The sequence below is a fragment of the Methylocaldum sp. GT1BB genome, assembly GCF_051027545.1.
In the GTDB taxonomy this organism is placed as follows: Bacteria; Pseudomonadota; Gammaproteobacteria; order Methylococcales; family Methylococcaceae; genus Methylocaldum.
This window is the reverse complement of the sequence record NZ_CP194902.1, coordinates 4,443,128-4,459,043: the sequence shown is the minus strand read 5'-3', so window position 1 is coordinate 4,459,043 and position 15,916 is coordinate 4,443,128. Positions and strand designations below refer to the sequence as shown.

Annotated in this window: 16 protein-coding genes; 6 read left to right on the top strand and 10 right to left on the bottom strand. The window is 56.3% G+C overall.

Translation table 11 applies throughout. The features are described from left to right. Positions 1-8: 8 nt before the first annotated feature. From truB to pnp, 3 genes are all read left to right on the top strand, one after another. Positions 9-938: a tRNA pseudouridine(55) synthase TruB gene (truB, locus tag ACR2TX_RS21220; RefSeq protein WP_077730435.1), complete on the top strand. Its 930-nt coding sequence runs from the start codon at positions 9-11 to the stop codon at positions 936-938. A 121-nt stretch (positions 939-1,059) separates the two neighbouring features. Continuing rightward, on the top strand, positions 1,060-1,329 hold the full coding sequence (gene rpsO / locus ACR2TX_RS21215) for a 30S ribosomal protein S15 (RefSeq protein ID WP_434130660.1): 270 nt from the start codon (positions 1,060-1,062) through the stop codon (positions 1,327-1,329). Between the two features lie 25 nt (positions 1,330-1,354). Then, entirely contained in the window at positions 1,355-3,430 is a 2,076-nt protein-coding gene (pnp, locus tag ACR2TX_RS21210) for a polyribonucleotide nucleotidyltransferase (protein WP_077730437.1), read from the top strand. Between the two features lie 67 nt (positions 3,431-3,497). Here pnp and epmB read toward each other — a convergent pair whose 3' ends face one another. After that, complete coding sequence (epmB, locus tag ACR2TX_RS21205; RefSeq protein ID WP_240502520.1) at positions 3,498-4,577, bottom strand: EF-P beta-lysylation protein EpmB; 1,080 nt, start codon at positions 4,575-4,577, stop codon at positions 3,498-3,500. On the opposite strand from epmB, the gene efp reads away from it, so the two are divergent. Both efp and epmA read left to right on the top strand, forming a co-directional pair. Beyond that, entirely contained in the window at positions 4,561-5,127 is a 567-nt protein-coding gene (gene efp / locus ACR2TX_RS21200; RefSeq protein WP_077730439.1) for an elongation factor P, read from the top strand. The two genes, epmB and efp, sit on opposite strands and share 17 nt — an antisense overlap. A gap of 74 nt (positions 5,128-5,201) precedes the next feature. After that, positions 5,202-6,185: an EF-P lysine aminoacylase EpmA gene (gene epmA, locus ACR2TX_RS21195; protein WP_077730440.1), complete on the top strand. Its 984-nt coding sequence runs from the start codon at positions 5,202-5,204 to the stop codon at positions 6,183-6,185. Positions 6,186-6,211: 26 nt separating this feature from the next. Here epmA and ACR2TX_RS21190 read toward each other — a convergent pair whose 3' ends face one another. The 8 genes from ACR2TX_RS21190 to ACR2TX_RS21155 form a co-directional block, all read right to left on the bottom strand. Further along, complete coding sequence (locus ACR2TX_RS21190) at positions 6,212-6,610, bottom strand: TraR/DksA family transcriptional regulator (RefSeq protein ID WP_077730441.1); 399 nt, start codon at positions 6,608-6,610, stop codon at positions 6,212-6,214. A gap of 46 nt (positions 6,611-6,656) precedes the next feature. Beyond that, positions 6,657-6,902: a DUF1496 domain-containing protein gene (locus ACR2TX_RS21185; protein WP_077730518.1), complete on the bottom strand. Its 246-nt coding sequence runs from the start codon at positions 6,900-6,902 to the stop codon at positions 6,657-6,659. Positions 6,903-6,979: 77 nt separating this feature from the next. Then, on the bottom strand, positions 6,980-8,062 hold the full coding sequence (gene alr / locus ACR2TX_RS21180; protein WP_434130659.1) for an alanine racemase: 1,083 nt from the start codon (positions 8,060-8,062) through the stop codon (positions 6,980-6,982). A gap of 2 nt (positions 8,063-8,064) precedes the next feature. Further along, positions 8,065-9,450, bottom strand: a complete 1,386-nt coding sequence (gene dnaB, locus ACR2TX_RS21175; RefSeq protein ID WP_077730443.1) for a replicative DNA helicase — start codon at positions 9,448-9,450, stop codon at positions 8,065-8,067. A gap of 2 nt (positions 9,451-9,452) precedes the next feature. Further along, positions 9,453-10,874: a bifunctional D-glycero-beta-D-manno-heptose-7-phosphate kinase/D-glycero-beta-D-manno-heptose 1-phosphate adenylyltransferase HldE gene (gene hldE / locus ACR2TX_RS21170; RefSeq protein ID WP_434130658.1), complete on the bottom strand. Its 1,422-nt coding sequence runs from the start codon at positions 10,872-10,874 to the stop codon at positions 9,453-9,455. An 82-nt stretch (positions 10,875-10,956) separates the two neighbouring features. Then, on the bottom strand, positions 10,957-12,246 hold the full coding sequence (locus ACR2TX_RS21165; RefSeq protein ID WP_434130657.1) for an amidase: 1,290 nt from the start codon (positions 12,244-12,246) through the stop codon (positions 10,957-10,959). 12 nt (positions 12,247-12,258) lie between these two features. Then, complete coding sequence (locus ACR2TX_RS21160) at positions 12,259-13,692, bottom strand: Nramp family divalent metal transporter (protein ID WP_434130656.1); 1,434 nt, start codon at positions 13,690-13,692, stop codon at positions 12,259-12,261. Positions 13,693-13,738: 46 nt separating this feature from the next. Then, a complete protein-coding gene (locus ACR2TX_RS21155) occupies positions 13,739-14,710 on the bottom strand; it encodes a DUF6635 family protein (RefSeq protein WP_240502521.1) in 972 nt (323 codons plus the stop codon). Positions 14,711-14,889: 179 nt separating this feature from the next. Here ACR2TX_RS21155 and ACR2TX_RS21150 point away from each other — a divergent pair, with 179 nt between their 5' ends. After that, the gene (locus tag ACR2TX_RS21150; protein WP_077730446.1) at positions 14,890-15,300 is read left to right on the top strand and encodes a hypothetical protein; all 411 of its coding nucleotides are present in this window, start codon (positions 14,890-14,892) and stop codon (positions 15,298-15,300) included. 266 nt (positions 15,301-15,566) lie between these two features. Here ACR2TX_RS21150 and ACR2TX_RS21145 read toward each other — a convergent pair whose 3' ends face one another. Beyond that, on the bottom strand, positions 15,567-15,833 hold the full coding sequence (locus ACR2TX_RS21145; protein WP_077730447.1) for a DUF2024 family protein: 267 nt from the start codon (positions 15,831-15,833) through the stop codon (positions 15,567-15,569). Positions 15,834-15,916 lie beyond the last annotated feature (83 nt).

The window sequence follows — 15,916 nt, the reverse complement described above, 5'->3', positions numbered from 1 at the left end:
TGGTAGCGATGAGTCGCCGCAACGATTTGCGGTCCATTAACGGCATTGTGCTGTTGGACAAAGCTTCCGGTATGACGTCAAACGCGGCGCTGCAAAAGGTCAAGCGGATTTTGAAAGCGCAAAAGGCCGGTCATACCGGAAGCCTCGATCCGCTCGCCAGCGGTTTGCTCCCGATTTGTTTGGGCGAAGCGACGAAATTGTCGGGGTTTCTCCTGAATACGGACAAACGTTATCGGGTGAAGGTTCGCCTTGGGATAGCGACACTTACCGGAGATTCCGAGGGCGAGATTGTCGAGACGAAGGCCGTGAAGCCACTGAGCGAGGACGTGGTTGAGCAGGTTCTGGCTGGATTCCGCGGCGAGATCCTTCAGGTTCCGCCGATGTACTCTGCGCTCAAGCATCAAGGGCGACGCCTTTACGATTTGGCCCGCCAAGGCATCGAGGTGGAACGGGAACCCCGTCGAGTGGTCATTCATGAATTGAAGCTGCTGGGGTTCGATTCGTCGAGTCTGCAATTGGACGTCGCGTGTTCGAAAGGCACATATATCCGGACCCTTGCCGAGGACGTCGGCAAAGCGTTGGGTTGCGGCGGCCATGTCGAGATGTTGAGACGTACGGGGGTAGGAGACTTATCGATTGCCGACTCTCACACGCTGGAAAGTATGGAAACACTCGATGAAAGCGAATTGCTGGGACTGGTTCTCCCGATGGATCGCATCGTATCCGCCTTGCCGGCGGTTCAATTGAGTGACGAACTCGGTTTTTATGTGCGAAAGGGCCAAGCCGTTTTAGTTCCTAAAGCGCCGAAGCATGGATGGGTTAGATTGTATGCAAAACAATCTGTTTTCATGGGAGTGGGCGAGATTCTTGACGACGGACGGGTGACACCGCGGCGTTTGGTCAAGGCGGTTCAGAGCGATGTTCAGGAGCTATCTTAATAGGGTGGCTCTTAGATCGTAAATTACTCTGAGTTCGTTGGCGTTTCGATTGAAACGCATCTAGAGCTACAGTTACAATTGTGAGTTTATTAAGTTAAACAAGTTTGTTCAGGAGAAAAAAATGGCCTTTGAAACAGCAGACAAGAGCGCTGTGATGCAAGAATATCAGCGAGCGACGAACGACACCGGCTCGCCGGAAGTTCAGGTGGCCCTGCTTACCGCCCGGATTAACCACCTTACTCCGCATTTCGTTAAGAACAAGAAAGATCACCATTCGCGGCGCGGCTTGTTGCGCTTGGTCAATCGACGTCGCAAATTGTTGGATTACTTAAAGAGCAAGGACTCCGACCGTTATCGGACTTTGATTGAACGATTGGGTCTACGTAAATAGTTGTTCACCCGGTAAAGGTATTATTGTGAATCCGATTCGGAAACAGTTTAAGTACGGCGAATATCTCGTTACCTTCGAGACCGGCGAAATTGCGCGCCAGACGGATGCCGCCGTTATGGTGGATATGGCCGGAACCGTGGTTTTGGTCACTGCCGTTGGCGAGAAAGAGGCGTCGCCCGAGACCGATTTCTTCCCCCTGACCGTCAACTATCAGGAGAAAGCCTACGCGGCGGGTCGCATCCCCGGCGGCTTTTTCAAGCGCGAGGGACGGCCGAGCGAGAAAGAAACCCTCACCGCGCGCTTGATCGATCGGCCCATTCGCCCGCTTTTTCCGGAAGGATTCACCAACGAGGTTCAGGTCGTTGCCACGGTTCTCTCCCTGAATCCCGAAGTCGATCCGGATATTCCCTCGATGCTGGGGGCATCCGCGGCTCTGGTGCTTTCGGGCATGCCTTTCCAAGGACCGATCGGCGCAGCGCGTGTCGGCTATATCGATGGCCAATTCGTGCTCAATCCTTCCGGTTCGGTTCTTGAAGATTCAAAGCTGGACTTGGTCGTTGCCGGTACGGAAAAGGCGGTTCTGATGGTCGAGTCCGAAGCCGATATGCTTCCGGAAGAAGTCATGCTCGGAGCCGTGTTGTTCGGCCACGAGCATATGCAGACGGCTATCAAGGCGATCCATGAACTGGCCGAGACCGTGGGTGTCACGCCATGGAACTGGGAGCCACCCGCTGCCAACGCGGCCTTATACCAGGCCGTTAAGGATTTGTCGGCAGCGCAGATTGCCGAAGCTTATCAGACAGCTGATAAGCAGACTCGTCAGCAGAAACTCAGAGAAATTCGCAAAGCAACGATCGATGCTTTGACGGCGGACGGGAATTATGCCGAGAACGCCGTTCGAGGCATGCTGGAAAAATTGGAATCGGATGTGGTCCGGTGGCGGATTCTGAACGAATCCAAACGCATAGACGGACGGGATTTGAAGACCGTACGGCCGATTACGATACGTACAGGCGTACTGCCGCGTACTCACGGTTCCGCACTGTTCACCCGCGGCGAGACTCAGGCCCTGGTGGTTGCCACCTTGGGTACGGGACGCGATGCTCAATTGATCGATGCAATAGAAGGCGAATATAAAGAATCCTTCATGTTGCACTACAATTTCCCGCCTTTCTGCGTGGGAGAGATCGGCCCGATAGGCGCGCCGAAACGGCGTGAAATCGGACACGGCAGGCTGGCGAAGCGCGGCGTGCAGGCCATCATGCCCGCTCCGGAAAGCTTCCCCTACGTGATTCGAGTCGTTTCTGAAATTACCGAATCCAACGGCTCCAGTTCGATGGCGTCGGTGTGCGGAACCAGCTTGGCACTGATGGATGCCGGGGTTCCGACCAAGGCTCCCGTTGCCGGGATCGCCATGGGCTTGATCAAAGAAGGCGATCATTTTGCGGTGCTCTCGGACATCATGGGCGACGAGGATCACCTCGGCGATATGGATTTTAAGGTCGCCGGCTCCAGCGACGGCGTGACCGCATTGCAAATGGACATCAAGATCGACGGCATCACGCCGGAAATCATGCGGCAGGCGCTCGAGCAGGCCAAAGAAGGGCGTTTGCATATTTTGGCGAAAATGGCGGAGGCTTTGCCGGCTCCCCGGAAGGAGATGTCGGATTTTGCGCCGCGCATCATGAGCTTCACCATCGATCCGAGCAAGATTCGCGATGTCATCGGCAAAGGCGGCGCGACGATTCGTGCGATCACCGAAGAGACGGGAGCCAGCATCGATATTAGCGACGACGGTGTCGTTAAAGTGGCTTCGGTCGACAAGGAAGCCGGAATGGAGGCGCGTCGCCGTATCGAAGCGATCACGGCCGAAGTCGAGGTTGGGAAAGTTTACGAAGGCCGTGTCGCCCGGCTGATGGATTTCGGCGCATTCGTTACGATTCTCCCTGGTAAGGACGGGCTGGTCCATATTTCGCAGATTTCGGACGAACACGTGGAGAAAGTCAGCGATAAGCTGGCCGAGGGCGACATCGTCAAAGTTAAGGTTCTTGAGATCGACCGTCAGGGAAGGGTTCGTCTCAGCATGAAAGCCGTCGACTAAATAAGTCGATACTTCCGACGTGGCGGGGTTCCGGCTCCGCTGATGGCTTTTCCGGAGTTTTGAAATCTTATCCGACCGGCATCTTGTACGGTCGGCCCACCTCCTCCCGAACGAGTTTGGGAAGCAGATAACCAGGCAATGCTTCCCTCATGACTTGGTAAATCGCTAACGCATCTTCCGTCGACAGGTCGAAATGGCTGGTCCCTTGCGCCTTGTCCAGTACGTGCAGGTAATACGGCAGCACGCCGTTCTCGAAAAGTGTTTCACTCAGTCGAACAAGGGTTTCGGCATCGTCGTTCACGCCTTTTAACAATACGGTCTGGTTAAGGAGTGTAATTCCGGCCTTTTGGAGTGCGTTTAACGCATCGTTGACGTCGTGATCGAACTCGTTCGCGTGATTGGCGTGAATGACGACCACGCTTTTTAAACGAGCCTCCGTCAGCGCGGCGATAAGTTCGGTTGTGATGCGGTTCGGTAGAACTACCGGGAGGCGCGTGTGAATTCGAAGTCGCCTGATGTGCTGTATCTCCCCGATTTTTTGGATTAACTGGGCCAAGCGTTCGTCGCTCAGCACCAAAGGATCCCCGCCGCTGAGAATCACTTCGTTGATACTTAGGTCGCTCCGAATGGCGTCAACGGCATCCTGTTCCTGCCGTTTGCCGATCATGTTCGCGTCGTACGGAAAATTTCGCCTGAAGCAATAACGGCAGTGGATGGCGCACGCACCGGTGGTGATCAGCAACATTCGTCCATGGTATTTGTGCAGCACTCCCGGGGCGGTCACGGCTTTTAAGTCTCCCACCGGATCGTTTGCAAAGTTCGGATGGTCGATCAGTTCCTGCGCATCGGGCAACACTTGAAGCAAAAGCGGGTCGCGAGGATTGCGTTTGCTCATGCGCCGAGCGTAGCTTTGCGTAACGCGAAACGAAAAACGGTCCGTCGCCTCCAGGAATTCCGCTTGATGGATCTCATCCAACTCCAAGAAAGCGAAGAGGTCGGCGGGTTTGGTAAATGAGTCGGCCAGCTCGGCCTGCCAGGGCGTTTTCATAGAGACGTCGGGTTTCTTAGGACAAAGCCGTACATTATAATGCGCGGTATTTTTTGAGTTAACTGAAGCGAACGAGGAGAGAATGGCGACATTCAGCACCAATGAATTCAAGGGCGGTTTAAAAGTGATGCTCGACGGCGATCCGTGTTCGATCATCGAGAACGAATTCGTCAAGCCGGGTAAGGGGCAGGCATTTAACCGCGTAAAGCTCCGCAACCTCAAGACCGGCCGTGTCATCGAGCGCACGTTCAAATCCGGAGAAACATTGGAAGGTGCGGACGTCGTCGATACGGAAATGCAATATTTGTACAACGATGGCGAGCAGTGGCACTTCATGGTTCCGGAGAGTTTCGAACAGTATGCCGCTGACAGCGATGTGGTGGGCGATGCCAAGAAATGGCTCAAAGAGCAGGACGTATGCATCGTCACCCTGTACAACAATGCTCCCATTTCGGTCACGCCGCCCAACTTCGTGGAGCTGACGATTGTTGAAACCGATCCCGGCGTGCGTGGCGATACCTCCGGTGGCGGCGGCAAGCCGGCAACCCTGGACACCGGAGCGGTCGTCAGGGTCCCTCTGTTCGTGCAGACCGGCGAGGTGATCAAAGTCGATACCCGCACGGGCGAGTACGTATCTCGGGTCAAATAGCATCCCTTCATGCTCGACGGCGGACGCGGCATGTCCGCCGTATCCGCCGACCTCAAGCGACGTTTCTTCCGACGATGGCGGACTGGCGCCCCAGTTGTTCCCTGACTGCTCTTAAGAAGCGGGCAGCTTTGCTTGCGACAATTCGGCAGTTTTTTTCGGCTAGAAACGTCTTGGAAGTCGAGACGCCACTGCTGTGCCGCGCCGGCGTTACCGATCCGAATCTCAATCCTTTCACGACCGTTCTCCGTCAGCCCGGCAGTAGTGAGGGCGAACAACTTTATCTGCAAACCTCTCCGGAATTTGCAATGAAGCGCCTGCTGGCGGCGGGCAGCGGTTCGATCTACCAGATCTGCAAGGCCTTTCGGAACGAAGAGTCGGGGCGCCATCACAATCCCGAATTTACGCTTTTGGAATGGTACAGGGTGGGATTCGATTTAGCCGAATTGATCGACGAGATCGATGCGTTGCTGGCAGAAATCTGCCGTGATCACCTGATTTTGGCAGCGTCCGAGCGATTTAGTTATCGCGAACTTTTTCGTGAGCATGTAGGCGTCGATCCGTTATCGGCCTCGTTCGAGGAACTCTCCGAACGCTCAAGAGTTCGGGATCTTCCCGAGGCTGAGGCGCTTTGCGGCAGAGATCGCTCGCTTTGGCTCGATTTGCTCTTCAGTCATCTGGTCCAGCCCCATCTCGGGCGAGGGCGGATCACTTTCGTTTACGATTTCCCCGCTTTTCTTCCTTCCCTTGCGCGAAAAAAGCCGGACGACCCGCTTGTGGTCGAAAGGGTGGAGATATTTCTCGAAGGATTGGAGTTGGGCAACGGGTTTCACGAATTGGCCGATGCTGTCGAGCAGGAAGAGCGCTTTGATCGGGATCTCGTCATCCGAGAAGAAAACGGTTTGCCCTTGCCGGCTAAAGACGAGCGCTTGCTGGCGGCGCTGAGGAGCGGACTGCCGGATTGCTCGGGTATAGCTCTTGGATTGGATCGCCTGCTGATGATCAGGATGCGAGCGGAATCTATCGGGGATGTCTTGGCGTTTCCGACGGCGCAAGCTTAACCCGGAAAGGCGCCGAATGGCAGAATCTACAGAGACGGTGAATGCGTCAAGGCTTGTTCCTTCTCGTACGCGCTCTGGCAGGCAATACAGCGCTCGGTCGTAGGGTTCGCCTCCAGCCGCGCTAACGCGATCGGTTGCTCGCAATCGACGCAAATGCCGAATTCGCGGCTGCCGATACGGATGAGAGTGGATTCTATCTCGCGAATTTCCTGAATATGCCGATCTATCGTTTGCAGTTCCATATCGATGACCAGATTGGCGACCGAAGCTTCTTCCGAGTCGTGAACCTCGCCGGCGACATCGGTAAAGTGGTGACGACCCGACTGAATGACTTCTTCACGAACGCCTCGGGTCAGTTCTGCAAGACGCGTTTCGAGTCTATTGCGGAATGCTTCGAGCTGTTTATCGGTAAGGTGCTGCGGCATAACGTTATCCTCTCGTCAGTGGAACAAGGTGGCCGTTATAACGGAATTAAGGATTGTCCGGGTCGCAAGAGCCGGTTCTGATCCAAACTCCGTAATCGCAGCGCAGAAGCGTATCGCCGCTACAAACATACGTGCCGTGTGCATATCGTTTGTCGTTGAAGTGACAAACCGGTTCGCCGGGCACTTGCTGCTTTAATACCAGATAATCGTCATCGAATTCCTCCAGAATCGGCGACGTCCTCAGCTCCGGGTCGGGAGCGCCCACTTGGGGTTTGGCGATGCGTTCGGCCACAACGGCTCCTTTGTACAACGTCTTCGATTTGGACGACGAGTGATTATCGGCCGAAAGATCCGATCAAAAAATACGTGCTATTCCCACCGTTCGACCATCTTGACCCGCGGTGTGACGCCGCAGAGCAGGGCATAGGGAATAGTCGAGGCGTATTGAGCGATTTCCTCGACGGGCAGGCCTTTGCCCCATAGAGTGACTTCATCCCCAACCCGAGCGTCGGGGCAATCCGTGAGATCGAGGCTGATCATATCCATGGAAACGCGTCCGATCAGGCTTGCCCGCCGACCGCGAACCAGCACCGGCGTGCCTGACTGCGCGTGGCGAGGATAACCGTCGCCATAGCCGATCGAAACGATTCCGAGGCGAGTCGGGCGCGGGCAAATCCAATCACCGCCATAACCCACGGCATCGCCGGCTTTCAGATTCTTTATCGCGATGAGCCGGCTCCGGAAGGTCATCACCGGTCTGAGGCCTTCGTCCGGACCGGTACGACCAGGAAACGGCGACACACCGTAAAGCGCAATTCCGGGGCGGACCCATTCGACACGTGCGGTATCCCAGGCCAGAAGTCCTGCCGAATTGGCGATGCTGCATTCGGTTTGAACGTTATGGAGCGCGCTTTTGAAGCAATCCAGCTGTATTGCCGTAATCGTGTCCTGAAAAACGTCGGCATTGGCCAAGTGAGTCATCACGGGAATAGGTTGGCGCACAGCGGAACACCGTTGAAGCCTCGAATAACAGGATGAGAATTCGTCCGGCAGCAAGCCGAGCCGGTGCATTCCTGTATCCAGTTTCAACCAAACCGATACCGACTCCATCGAGGAAACTTGCTCCAGAAGTTCCACCTGAAACGGGGAATGGATGACGGGCTCCAATCCGTAGCGACTATGGAGCTCCAGTTCTTCGCTATCGACGAAGCCTTGAAGCACGGCGATACGCTGCCTTATGCCCGCGTCGCGAAGGGCGATGCCTTCGCCGAGGCGGGCTACGGCGAAGGCATCGGCATCGCTCAATACCTTGGCGATCCGAATCAGCCCGTGGCCGTAGGCGTTGGCCTTGATCACCGCCATGATTTTCGCTTTCGGCGCAAACGCTCGAATGCGCGTGAGATTATGCGTGACTGCCGTCAAATCGAGCTCGGCATAAGCAGACAGCATCATTCTTAAAAGTCCTCGCCCGCGTACGGATCCGAGATAAAGTTTTCGAAGCGCGTGTATTGGCCGAGGAAGGTAAGGCGCACGGTTCCGATCGGGCCGTTACGCTGTTTCGCGATGATGATTTCGGCGGTGCCCTTGTCGGAGGAATCGGGGTGATAGACCTCGTCGCGGTAGATGAACACGATCAGGTCCGCGTCCTGCTCGATCGAGCCCGATTCGCGCAGGTCGGATGGAACCGGCCGTTTATTGGGGCGCTGTTCGAGATTGCGGTTGAGCTGCGAAAGGGCGATCACCGGAACGTTCAGCTCCTTGGCCAATGCCTTGAGCGAGCGGGAAATTTCCGAGATCTCCGCCACACGGTTTTCGCCGCCGGAGCACTGCATGAGCTGAAGATAGTCGAGCACCACCAGTCCGAGTTGACCGTGCTCGCGTGCCAGGCGGCGGCAACGGGCGCGGACTTCGGTGGGTGTCAGGGCAGGGGTGTCGTCGATGAACAGCTTGGTTTCCGCCAGGATATTGATGGCGGAAGTCATGCGCGGCCATTCGTCGTCCTCCAGCTTTCCGGTGCGCACCCGGTGCTGGTCGATGCGGCCCAGAGACGACATCATGCGCATGGCCAGTTGTTCGCCCGGCATTTCCATGCTGAATACAGCCACCGGAACCTGCTCCTTGATGGCCACGTTTTCGGCAATGTTCATGGCGAAGGTTGTCTTTCCCATGGATGGGCGGCCGGCGATGATGATGAGATCGGAGGCTTGCATGCCAGAAGTCATTTCGTCGAAATCGGCGAAACCGGTGCTCGCGCCGGTGATGTGGCCTTCCTTGTGGAAGAGCATCTCGATTCGGTCTATGGCGGCCGATAAGAGCGACTTGATCGGCTTGAAGCCGACTCCGCCGCGCCGCCGCTGATCGGCGATCTGAAAAACCTTTTGCTCGGCTGTTTCGAGCAACAGGGCCAAATCGCGATTTTCCGGCTGGAAGGCTGAATCGGCGATTTCGGTACCTGCATGGATCAGCTGCCGCAATACCGACTTTTCACGCACGATATCGGCATAGGACGAGATATTGGCGGCGCTGGGCGTCTCCTTGGCCATCATCGCGAGATAGGCGAGTCCGCCCGCTTCTTCCAGCGAACCGGTTTTTTCCAGGACTTCCGACAGGGTGACGACGTCGAACGGCGTCTGTTTTTCCGCAAGCTGCTTGATCGCGCGGAATATCAGTTTGTGATCCTTGCGGTAGAAATCCTCTTCTCCCACCCGGTCGGCCACGACGTCCCAGGTTTGGTTGTCGAGCATGAGACCGCCGAGTACGGATTGCTCGGCGTGGATGGAATAAGGGGGAACGCGAAGCGCGTCCACCATTCTGTCCGTTAAACGGGCGTGATCAGACATGTTCAGGTATTGCGTATGGCTTGAATGATTCGGGTGGTCGAATAATCGCCTAGAAAATCCAGAATCCTGACTTCTCCTCCGTTGGCCAGAACATGATCGTGGCCGGCTATTTCGGTGATGTCTTTGTAGTCGCCGCCTTTTACGAGAATATCGGGCAGCAGGCGTCCGATGACGTCGCGCGGCGTATCTTCTTCGAACGGCACGACCCAGTCGACGCATTCGAGAGCCGCCAGCATGGTCATGCGATGTTCGAGCGGATTGACCGGGCGGCCGCTGCCCTTGAGGCGTCTTACCGAGGCGTCGCTGTTGACCAGCACGATAAGCCGGTCACCCAGAGCTCGGGCTTGCTGGAGGTATTGGATATGGCCGGGATGCAGGATGTCGAAGCATCCGTTGGTGACGACGATCTTCTCTCCTTTGCGTCGCGCCGTGCCGAGCAAAGGCAAAAGTTTGTCGAGCTCGATCGCGCCGCGATGATGGGCGCGCTGACCGTGCAGGGCGTCAACCAATTCTTCGAGAGTCACGCTTGCCGTCCCTAGCTTGCCCACGACGATTCCGGCGGCGAGATTTGCGAGACCCGTGGCATCCTCCAGCGATGCGCCCGCCGCCAGAGCTGCGGCGAGAGTCGAAATGACGGTATCGCCGGCTCCGGTTACATCGTAGACCTCTTTGGCGTGGGCTGGCAAATGCCGGGGGGACTCGCCGCGTCGCAGCAAAGTCATCCCGTGTTCGCCGCGTGTAATCAAGAGGGCCTTTAGCTCGAGCTTTTCCAGCAGGCCAAGGCCCTTCTCCGCCAGGTCATGATCATCCCGGCAAGGTCCGGCCACGGCCTCAAATTCACTGCGATTGGGAGTGATGAGGGTGGCGCCGCGGTATCGATCGAAATCGGTGCCCTTTGGGTCCACTAAAACCATCTTGCCCGCTTCTCCGGCGAGTTGAATCAGTTCCTGAACTGAATTGAGGGTTCCCTTGCCGTAGTCGGAGAGTACCACGACATCGGCCTCGTTCAACTTCCCGGCGAAATTCGCGAGGAGATGGGCCGACGGGACGTCATGAAAGCGGTCCTCGAAGTCCAGCCGGATGAGCTGTTGATGGCGGCTCAGCACTCTGAGCTTGGTGATGGTCGGCCGTCCCGGAATTTGCTCCACAACACAGTCGATACCGGCGGATTGCAGGAGAGCGATAAGATTCTGTCCGGCTTCGTCGCGCCCACAATAGCCGATGAGGCTGGTTTGCGCCCCAAATGTCGCAATATTGAGGGCGACGTTGCCCGCACCACCCAATCGTTCCTCGACGCCATTTACCAGTACGACCGGAACCGGAGCCTCCGGCGAAATGCGGGAAGTGCCGCCGTGCCAGTAGCGATCGAGCATTAAGTCGCCGACGACCAGGATGCGGGCCGAGTCGAAATTAGGAAGCTGCATGGATTCAAGGAAGCGAAAAACGGGGCGATAGGATACCACCACCGGGTAGCTTTGATCTTCGGAAAAGCGCGCCTTAGGACGATTATCTCGTTCGGCGGGAGGCGAATAGCGATTCGATGCCCTGCGCCCATCGGACTAGTGTTTCGTCGTTTCCCCACGATCCAGCGATTTGTATTCCGACCGGTAAACCGCGGATGACGCCGGTCGGAATACTGAGGAGAGGAACGCCTGCTTGAGTCCAGGGCAACTGCATCACCGAGTCGCCGGTGCTGTTCAGCCCATGAGGGGCCGGTCCGGTCGCGGAAGGGGAAATCCAAGCATCGATGCCATGTTGTTGCATCAGCGCTGCGAGGTGTGCTCCCTGACGTAGTCGGACCGCTCTGGCGATCTCAAGGTCCGATGCCGAAGCCTTGAGGCCGCGCTCGATGAGCTCTGCGGTTTCCGGACGGTAAAGCGGTTTGTACTTTCGGTACCAATTTTCGTGTACCTGCGCAGCTTCGGCAGCAACGAGCAGATGATGCGAACGATAGAGTTCCTCGAAATCGGGAAATGCCGATACTTCGATGAGAACATACCCGTTGGCTCTAAGCGTCTCGCAGGTCTCTTGAAAACCGAGTCTAGCGTCCGGCGTGACATGATCGAGGTAAGGGCCGTCCGGAATTCCAAACCTCGGACGACCATGGGTTAGGGATGATTTCCAGTCCGGAACCAGCGCCTGTGCAGCCAATTCGATTCCATCGACATCGGAAGCGAACCAGCCGACATGGTCCACGCTCGGCGCCAGGGGAATTACGCCGTCCACGGGAACTCTTCCGTAGCTGGGCTTGAATCCGCAGACGCCGCAGAAAGCGGCGGGCCGATTGATAGATCCGATGGTCTGCGTGCCTAGCGCCAATAGGCAGAGGCCGGCGGCTACGGCCGCCGCGGAGCCGCTGCTCGATCCACCCGGCGTGTGCTCCGGATTGCAGGGATTGCGTGTCGGACCGGGGGCGATATAGGCGAATTCAGCGGTGACGGTCTTTCCGATAATGAGCGCGCCGGCATCTTTCAGACGCGTCACGGTGCTGGCTTCCGCACCGCTAAGTTCTTCGGGCGGCAAGCGACTGCCTGCGCGCGTTTCAAATCCGTCGATGTGAAAGATATCCTTGATGCCTATCGGCGCGCCGAACAAAGGCGGCCGATTTTCGGGCTTCGGATAACGGCGCAGCAAATCGTCGGCCTCCCGATAGAGCCGTGTCCAGCGATGCTCCTCGGGCACGAAAGCCAGGACGTTCGGCTCGATTTCGGCGAAGCGGTTTTCGAGCTCATGGAGGTACGGCAGCAAAGGCCATTCACCGCTTCGAAGCCTGTTTGCAACCGTCGTCGATTTCATGGCGTTGTTGATTTAGTCGGCAAGCATGGAGCAGCCATAGGCCAGTGCGAGTCCGAGATAGATCACAAAGCTCAATCCCAGGAGCCAGCGTCCGGCATCCGGCGGTCTGGCCCATACCGGCAGCTGCGGCGCAAGGCGGCGAAAATTGAGCAGATACAAAGCCACGGGGAACATGACGGTTCCCGCAAAACCAATGACGGCGCTGGTCAGGATCAACGTGCCCGGCGTATCGAGCAGCATGGTCAACGACGTGATCAGCGTCAGTAGCGCCAGAAAGATGTAATACCAGGTGCGTAGAGCAATTCGCCGGCTTTTCGGAAAGAGTACATGGACGATGTCGGCCTGCATCCGGCTGACGGCATCCGCCGTCGCCAGCCAAGTATCGGTCAGAAAGGCTGCGGCTACCAAGAGGAACAATAGCCTCCCGATTTCGCCCCAGCCGACCTCGAAAAAGCGGCTTTGCACCACCGCAAGTTCATACTCCTGAGGCAACAGGCCTTTGGGAAACAGGAGCGCATACGCCAGAAGACAGGTCATGAGCGTCGTCAACAGATTGCCGACGATCCCGATCAGTACGTCGGCACGAAGGAACTGCTGCCATTTCCGCCAGCGATCCTCGTTTTCAGGCAACGCATCCGGGAGAAAACCGTCGCTGGTGATGACCTCGGGCTTGCCGGCGATGGGCCCCGTGATTTTGCCCATGTGCACCGCCATCCCGACGCCTTTGTCACGCAGCCAGTACGAATAGAACAAGATCCAAAAGCCGCCCAATCCGGCGAATGCGATGGCGGTGAGCAGCTTGGTGGCGTCCTGTGCTTCCCAAGGGCGGGGCAGCGGAGCCGTAGGGCCCAATAGACCCCGAAGGAAGTCCGGTACCGCCGCGATGACCTCGGTCTGGAGACAAGCCCAGAGCAGGCCGGCCACGGTGGTGACGGCGACCATTTTCATGAATCGCTCGACCAAGACGTATACGACTTTGCTGAACACGATGGCGGCCAAGAACACGCCGATCGAGCAATATCCCCAAAACAGCGATTGGCTACGGGCGTCCCAGCCTTCGGGGAGATGGGTCAAGGCCGCCAACGCCGTACCGCCCGCCGAAGCGAAGGCTCCGAACCAGAGGAACGAGACCGACATCAATATCCACAGAAGAATGCCGAAAACGCGGTTGAGCCGGATGAACCCGTGAAAAATGCTCTCGCCGGTCAATAGCGTGTAGCGGCCGATTTCGACGTTGATCGGGTACTGGAGCAAGCAGGCCGGAATCAAGAGGAATAGGAATGTCAAACCGTATTTCGCGATCAGATAGGGCCACCAGATCAGTTCGCCGCTGCCTTGTGCCAATGCCATCCATACGATTCCGGGGCCCAGCGTAGCCCACCAGCCGGGAAAGTCGGGTAAAGGTTTTCGGGCGAGATCGGGCAGAGCGGAGATCGGGCGATTCATAGTGTTATTGTTATCAGTAATCTGAATGGCGGGTTTGAAAAGCCGATTAGCTTAGCGTTTTAGCGGCTACCCGCAAAATATCGAGAAGATCGAAAACGCGGGCGACATAGTGATCCCGGACTCGATAATTCCGATGCTCTTTTCCGCGAAGTTCGTCGCCTATTGCGTCGATAAACTGATTGAGACGCCGTTCGTGTATGCCGGTCTTGGCCAGCAGGGGATCGACGACGACCCAGGATAACGCCGCAATCGCACTGACGGCGGCCATCGTCGTGCCAGTGGCGGCGATAATCAGTCCGGTCGACGCGGACGCAGGAAAGAGGCCGTAATACCAGGCTCCGATCGTGGGACCCAGCAAGAAATTGGCGATGGCCGTGTGCTGGGCGATGGCGGAGGCTGCGGCCATGCCGGTCGAGAACGCACCGGGTAGGGCTTTGTTAAAAGCGGCGTAGCTGGTGGCGAGCGAAACCAGGCTGCCGGCGAGTTCGGTGACGGCGATGCGGGTTTTGCCGTATTCAGCCAGATTGCTTTCCAGCTTCCGGCGAAATTCGGGGTGATCCGCCTTGCTTCGGATTTGTCCAAGAAATTGCTCGCACAGCTCGGAAATCTCGGGATTGCACAGAATGGTTTCCATAAGGGCATCCCGGCGGGATGTCCGTTTCCCCTGAACATACGGCAGTTCCAGCAGTTCGGTATAGATCAGCCACTGCAATTCCGCTTGTAAGGCGGTCGGTATGCCGGTCGGCATCTTGTCGAGAATCCGGCTTATCCTGTGACCCCCGGTTTTTCGAAACAGAGCCGCCGTGCCATGAATGATGAAGCTGGGCAAACCCCATAGCATGTTCAGCGGATGTTTGTAGAAGTCCTTGCCGAAGGTTTTTTTGTGGAGCGCCAAGGCGCCCGTGAAAGAGAAATATTGCTCGACGAATTCGGGAACTTTAGCTTTTCGTGCGACCAAATAGGTTTCAATCCCTTGTGTTACGGCGCGTTCGATGGTCCGAAGTGTGTCGGTTTCCATAGGCATCAGTCATCGTTGGGAATCGGTGCAACCTAGTGAACTCTGCCGCCGGAAGCCATGTGTACGTAGTGTCGGCAGTCGGGCTGAATCCTTAAATTGTCTGGCAACCGGCGCCGTTCGTGCTCATAATAAATGTCTTTTTTGCTTTGGTTAGAGACAACCATTCGTTAGGTTTGATTATGAAAAAATTGATGATTGCGTTTTTGGCCGTTTTTTTGCTGGCCGGTTGCACGAGCAAGGAGAAAACCACTCTAAAAGAGGCGCTCGTCGCTAAATTCAAAGACGATTCCGATTTGAAAGATTATAAGCTCGATCCCGAGACTATCGCGGATTGCGTAGTTGGGGAAATCAGTAACGGATTGCCGGGTTTCGCGGGTGATCCTCGTCGTGAACAATTTTTTCAAGCATATACGCATTTTGCGAATGCAAAATCACCGGCTGATGCGGAGAAAGCCGTTAAGGATTACGAGCAATTATTTGGTTCGGTTAAAGAAGCCCGGCATGCTGCGTTGAGCATTACCGACCATGTCATGACTTGTATGGGCAAGGCGGTGGCTGTAGCTGGAGGGGATCAGGACGAGGGCAATTAAGCGGCATCCTCCTGACTACACAGTTAAGACGGAACAATCTCGGGGATGGCACCATAGAGCACCTGACATCCGAAAAGATTGTTTCTTAGGGGAAATACCGCTGAAATCGAACTCCGCCCGCGCGTGAATGCACAAAGACTTACGTCATAAAGACCGCGATTCGGATTGTAAAAACAAGCGGCGCGCGGGCGGCTACCTTAAGGAACAGTCTACGTATCCGAGATACCGGTAAGGAACGAATTCAGCCACCCCATATCGGATGGTGGTTATCGGGGACAGCCTTCTAGTTTAAAAATTGCATAGCCTTGGGTTTCGATGTCTTTCTGCATTTCCGCCGGCGCATGCGGTTCGCTATGGCAATAGGCACAACTTTCGGAGTTCACGACGGCATCTTCCTCACCGACGGACCGTAGCCAGTCGCGGGCACATTGCAGGGCTTTTGTTGGATCGTTTTCCGGAAGTATCACATCGAAGTGCATGATTTTTCCGCTTGCGCTACGCGCGTAGGTATCAAAAACATGGATTTGGCTCATATCTTCTCTCGTCGATGTTGAGGATGGATAAAGGAGTCGTTTGCGCACGGGAGACTGTGGCGATAACGTGGTGCCGCGCGATA